The organism is Streptomyces sp. NPDC059456, assembly GCF_042750055.1.
Classification (GTDB): Bacteria; Actinomycetota; Actinomycetes; order Streptomycetales; family Streptomycetaceae; genus Streptomyces.
This window is the reverse complement of sequence record NZ_JBHYVA010000611.1, coordinates 1-5,262: the sequence shown is the minus strand read 5'-3', so window position 1 is coordinate 5,262 and position 5,262 is coordinate 1. Positions and strand designations below refer to the sequence as shown.

Annotated in this window: 8 protein-coding genes; 4 read left to right on the top strand and 4 right to left on the bottom strand. The window is 71.8% G+C overall.

Going from position 1 to position 5,262, the window contains the following annotated elements; all coding sequences use genetic code 11:
• The 4 genes from ACFXA3_RS34695 to ACFXA3_RS34680 form a co-directional block, all read left to right on the top strand.
• A partial coding sequence (locus ACFXA3_RS34695) for a response regulator transcription factor (protein WP_385193650.1) occupies window positions 1-263 on the top strand: 263 nt, incomplete at its 5' end.
• Window positions 260-676 carry a response regulator transcription factor gene (locus ACFXA3_RS34690; RefSeq protein WP_385193648.1) on the top strand — a complete coding sequence of 139 codons (417 nt, stop codon included), beginning with the start codon at window positions 260-262 and terminating at the stop codon, window positions 674-676. The genes ACFXA3_RS34695 and ACFXA3_RS34690, both read left to right, overlap by 4 nt.
• A gap of 89 nt (window positions 677-765) precedes the next feature.
• Window positions 766-1,641 (top strand): hypothetical protein, encoded by an 876-nt coding sequence (locus ACFXA3_RS34685; protein ID WP_385193645.1) that lies wholly within the window; start codon window positions 766-768, stop codon window positions 1,639-1,641.
• A 20-nt stretch (window positions 1,642-1,661) separates the two neighbouring features.
• Window positions 1,662-2,408 carry a hypothetical protein gene (locus ACFXA3_RS34680; protein ID WP_385193643.1) on the top strand — a complete coding sequence of 249 codons (747 nt, stop codon included), beginning with the start codon at window positions 1,662-1,664 and terminating at the stop codon, window positions 2,406-2,408.
• 47 nt (window positions 2,409-2,455) lie between these two features.
• Here ACFXA3_RS34680 and msrB read toward each other — a convergent pair whose 3' ends face one another.
• The 4 genes from msrB to ACFXA3_RS34660 form a co-directional block, all read right to left on the bottom strand.
• A complete protein-coding gene (msrB, locus tag ACFXA3_RS34675; protein ID WP_054220846.1) occupies window positions 2,456-2,863 on the bottom strand; it encodes a peptide-methionine (R)-S-oxide reductase MsrB in 408 nt (135 codons plus the stop codon).
• A 22-nt stretch (window positions 2,864-2,885) separates the two neighbouring features.
• Entirely contained in the window at window positions 2,886-4,283 is a 1,398-nt protein-coding gene (gene murC, locus ACFXA3_RS34670; protein ID WP_385193641.1) for a UDP-N-acetylmuramate--L-alanine ligase, read from the bottom strand.
• Window positions 4,284-4,365: 82 nt separating this feature from the next.
• Window positions 4,366-4,833: an indole-3-glycerol phosphate synthase gene (locus tag ACFXA3_RS34665; protein WP_385193638.1), complete on the bottom strand. Its 468-nt coding sequence runs from the start codon at window positions 4,831-4,833 to the stop codon at window positions 4,366-4,368.
• Between the two features lie 149 nt (window positions 4,834-4,982).
• Window positions 4,983-5,262: dihydrofolate reductase family protein (locus tag ACFXA3_RS34660; RefSeq protein WP_385193635.1), on the bottom strand; the 280-nt coding region annotated here is incomplete at its 5' end.

Below are 5,262 nucleotides of genomic sequence, written 5' to 3'. Positions count from 1 at the left end.
TGCTGGTGGGCTCCGGGGCCGGCGGCCGGCCGGCCGGCGGGCCGGGGGGGGGCGCGGCCCCCTGGGCCGCGGCGGGCCTGAGCGACCGGGAGCGCAGCGTGCTGCGGCTGGTCGCGGACGGCCACGAGACGAACGAGATAGCCAAGCAGCTGTGCTACTCGCCGCGGACCGTGACGAGCGTGGTCCACGACATCACGCAGCGGTTCCGGCTGCGCAACCGCGCGCACGCGGTCGCCTACGCCCTCCGGGTGGGTCTGCTGTGAGCGCCGTCGCCGAACTCACGCGCGAGAGCGTGCCCGTACGGGTCCCCGCCGCGCCGGACCGCCTCAGCCTGCTGCGCCAGGCCGGCGACGGACGGATGCCGTACCCGGCCCTGGTCCGGCTGCTCGGCGCGGCCACCACCGCCGGCGCCGCCACCGCCCCCGGCTCGGCCGCCGGCACGACGGCTGCCGCGCCGCGGTCCGCGGCGGCTCCGCCGGACGCCCCGCGGCTCACGGCCCGCCAGACCGCGGTGCTCACGCTGATGGCGGAGGGCCACGGCAACGCGGTGATCGCGCGCACCCTGTCCTGCTCGGAACACACGATCAAGAACGTGATCTACGAGCTGATGTCCCGACTCCAGGCCCGCAACCGCGCCCACGCCGTGGCCCGCGCGGTCCGCCACAGCCTCATCTGAACCGCCCGTGTCCGGATACACGTCCGCGCCACGGACTCAGCGGTGTACGGTCGACGCCCATGACGGCGCGCCGGGGGGGCTGGTGTGGCATGAGTGGTGAATTTCGCTATCGGGCGGAACGGATCGCGCTGGGCCTGATGGCCGCATCGGGTGTCGTGGTGCTGCTGGCGGATCTGTTCGGCTGGCTCGACGCGTTGGCGCCCGGGGGTGCGCTCCCGAAGGTCACGCTGCTCATCCTGAGCACGGTCACGGTGTTCCTCCTGCTGGAGATCGACCGTCTGAGGAAGCTCGACGACGTACAGGCCCAGGTCAGCGCGCTGGACTCCAATATCGAGGCGCACCTGTCCAAGCTGGACATCGACGCGGTGGCGCAGCGGCTCAAGCAGGAGCACTACAGCGGCGTGGTCAGGGTGCACCGGCGCTTCCCCGAGGACGAGTTCACGGAGTTCGCGCACCGCGCCGCCCAGGAAGTCGTCATCCTGCAGACGTGGATCCCCAACCTGGAGCACATCGAGCCCGCCTTGCGCAAGGCGATCGTCGACCGGCAGGTCCCGGTGCGCATCATGCTGCTGCACCCGGCATCGCCCGTGGCGGGGCTGCGCGACGAGGCGTTGACGGCCGTACGCGATCGCGCGCTCGCGGTGGACGTGCGGGCGAGCGTGGAGCGGTGCCTGGCCGGCCTCGCCGAGCTCTGCCTGGGAATCCGGCCGGAGAGCCGTCCGCTGCTCCGGGTCCGCGTGTACAACTCCCTGCCGTCCATCGCCGTGTTCAAGGTCGACGGCCACTTCCTGGTGAGTTCGTTCCTGCACGGCCAGCTCGCCATCGATTCCACCCAGACCGAGATCGACGGCGACGACACCGTCATGGGCACGGAGGTCCGCAAGGAGCTCGACACCCTGTGGCGCATCGGCCGCGACGTGGACCTGGGCGACTGGCGCAACTCCATCGGGGACATCAGCCTGTGAACCACGGAAAGGTACGGCCCATGCCCACGCCCCTGCACGAACTGGACGCCTTCGAGGACGCGCTGGTCGGACGGTTCGAGGAGCACCCGGTCCTGGCCGGCATCTCGCTGCTGCCGGACGAGGACTTCGCCGCCCTCCTGCTCCAGCGGCGTTTCGTCTCGCTCGCCTTCACCCCGTCCTACGATCTGGCGATCGACCTGCTGCGCGACGAGGCCGGGAAGCGGATCGCCCGCGTCATCCTGCGCGAGGAGTACCCGGGAGGGGACGGGCACACGCCCTCGCACCGCGAGGACATGACGCACGACCTGGGCCTGCTCGGGATCTCCCGGGACGCCCTGGTGGCGTCGAGACCGACGCAGGCCACGCGCCGCGCCGTCGAGGACGCCTTCGAGCTGATCGCCGCATCGGGCGCCCACGACGACGGCGACCTGCGGCTGCTGACCGTCCTGCGGTTCTGGGGCGAGGTCCTGGTCTCCGCCGAGTACGGGCGGCTCTGGGAGCGGATGGGTCCGCTGTTCGCGCGCGGCGGCGAGAACCGCTCGCGCTTCTACCACCCGCACCACGTCCACGACGCGAAGACCCAGCCCCTCGCGAGGGTGTCCCTGCTCTCCGGCTCCCATTCCGACCGCCTGGCCGCGCGGCTGACCGAATTGCTGGCCCGCGAGGGGTCGAGCGACTGCTTCAGGGAACTGGAGGAACGCTCCGTGCAGCTCAAGACGGCCTTCTACGACCAGTTCCTCCCGGCCCTGGACCGAGTGGGCGTCTGACCGGGTCCCCGCCGGGGCTCGCGCCTCGACAGGACCAGCGGCCCGCGTCAGCCCTCGTCGGGGGTCAGCCGCAGCGAGATGCTGTTGATGCAGTAGCGCTGGTCGGTGGGCGTGGGGTAGCCCTCGCCCTCGAAGACGTGGCCGAGGTGGGAGCCGCACTTCGCGCACAGCACCTCGGTGCGGACCATCCCGTGCGACACGTCCGCCTTCAGCTCGACGGCGTCGGAGTCCTTCGGGTCGTAGAAGGACGGCCAGCCGCAGTGCGACTCGAACTTCTCCGTGGAGCGGAAGAGCTCGGCGCCGCAGGCGCGACAGGAATAGACGCCCGCCGTCTTGGTGTCGGTGTACTCACCGCGGAACGCCGGCTCGGTGCCGGCCAGGCGCAGCACCTGGTACTCGGACGGCGTCAGCTCGGCCTGCCACTGCTCGTCCGTCTTCTCGACCTCGTACGACATGACTCTCCCGCTCCCTCGTCGCTCAGTCCGTCAGCCGGGCGAGGATCGCCGGACCGAGGTCCGTGACGTCTCCCGCGCCCATGGTGAGAACGAGATCACCGGGCTTGGCCATTCCCGCGATCACGTCGGCGACGGCGGTCTTGTCGTGCTCGGCGCTGACGTCGGCACCCGCGGAGCGGGCCGCCGCGATGATGATCTCGCTGGTGATGCCGGGGATCGGGTCCTCGCGGGCCGGGTAGATGTCCAGGACCACCGCCGAGTCGGCGAGGGCGAGGGCCTGGCCCATCTCCTTGCCGAGTTCCTGGGTGCGGGAGAAGAGGTGCGGCTGGAAGACGACCAGGATGCGGGAGTCCCCTGCGGCGCCGCGGATGGCCTCCAGGTCGGCGGTCATCTCGGTCGGGTGGTGCGCGTAGGAGTCGATGACCTGCACGCCCGCGGCCTCGCCCTTGAGCTGGAGGCGGCGCTTGACGCCGGTGTACTTGCCGAGGGCCGAGGCCAGGTTGTGCGCCGGGATGCCGAGGGCGACACCGGCGGCGAGGGCCGCGACGGCGTTGTGCGCGTAGTGGCGGCCGGGCACGGAGACGGTGAAGGTGAGCATCCGGCCGTCGATGACGACGGTGACCTCGCTGGTCAGACCGCGCGGGGTGATCTTCGTGATGCGGACGTCGGCGCCCTCCTCCTCGCCGTACGTGACGACGTTGAGGCCCTCGTTGCCGCGGACCCGGCCGGCGATCTCCGCGGCGCCCGCCTGGCCGTGGGCGACGACCAGGGTGCCGCCGGGCACGATCTTGCCGACGAAGGTCTCGAAGGACTCGTAGATCTCCTCCATCGACGCGTAGTTCGCGTGGTGGTCGAGCTCCGCGTTGAGGATGATCGCGACCTGCGGGGTGTACTTGTGGAAGCTGCGGTCGCTCTCGTCCGCCTCCGCCACGAAGATGTCGCCCTCGCCGTGGTGGGCGTTGGAGCCGGGGGCGTCCAGGTCGCCGCCGATGGCGTACGAGGGGTCCAGGCCCAGGGCCGACAGGGACACCGCCAGCATCGAGGTGGTGGTGGTCTTGCCGTGCGTACCGGCGACCGCGATCGGCCGCAGGCCGTCCATCAGGCCGGCCAGCGCGTCGGAGCGGTGCACGACGGGGATGCCGAGCTCGGCGGCGCGGGCCAGCTCCGGGTTGTCGGCGCGGATGGCGCTGGAGACGACCACGCTGGTCGCGTCCTGGGCGAGGTGGCCGGCCGCGTGCCCGATGTGGACCGTGGCGCCGTGGGTGCGCAGTGCCCCGGCGGTCTCGGAGTCCTTGGCGTCACTGCCGGCGACCTGCGCGCCGCGCTGGGCGAGGATCTTCGCGATGCCGGACATGCCGGCGCCGCCGATGCCGATGAAGTGCGGGCGTTCCATGGCGTTCGGCAGGCCGGGCGGCGTCATACGGGATCTCCCCAAGGTGCGGGTCGGTACGTCGGGGGTCTCGGCGGTGCGGACCGTCCCGGCGCGTGTGTCGGACGCCAGCCTATTCGTTGTGGGCGAAGAGCTTCAGCACCGGAACCCCCACCTTGTGGCGCGCGCGGGAGGCCCAGTCCCGGTGGAAGAACTCCTCGACGAAGTGCGGGGCGGTCAGGACGATCACCTCGTCGGCGTTCGACTCCTCCACGACGGCCTTCAGCTTGTCGAGCGGATGGTCCTCGATGATCTGCCCGCTGGCCTTGGCGCCCTTCTTGCGCAGGGCCTCCAGGGAGAGCACGAGCGCCTGCTCGGCCGGGCCCCGGGCGGCGTGGCCCTCGGGCACGTCGCCCTCGCGGAGCGCCTCGGGCAGCTCGCCGAGCGCCACGTCGTCGATGGCGCGCAGCAGCCGGTCCTGGTCGCCCCGGGGCTGCATGAGGACGAGGAAGGAGACCGGGTCGTCCCCGTGCAGGCTGGTGACGAAGTCCACGTCGAAGCCGGTCAGCGGCTGCTCGATCATCAAAACGCTCGTGAACACGGACGCCCTCTCCTTCATGGGCCGGGGCCGGTCGGCCGGCCCCTGCGGAAACCATCCTGCCCCGCTCTCGCACGGGGCCTTGCGGGGATATCTCTGCCCAGGTATGTGCCCGGCGGAAGCAAAGCGGAACAACAAATTCCGCCCCTTGTTCAGATCCGACGGTAGCTCGTGAACAGGAACCCGGCCTCCTCCAGCACCGAGGCGGGCGCCAGCCGGTGCGGCACGGCCACCGGGGGCCCTCCGGAGATCCGCTGGGCCCCTCCGGCCACCAGCATCGGCGAGACGGTCAGGCACAGCTCGTCCAGCGCGTCGGCGGCCACGAACTGCCCCAGCAGCCGGGGCCCGCCCTCGGTGAGCTGGCGGCGCAGCCCCCGGTCCGCGAGCTCGCGGACCACCCGGGCCGGATCCGCGCCCGCCCCCTCGCCGGCC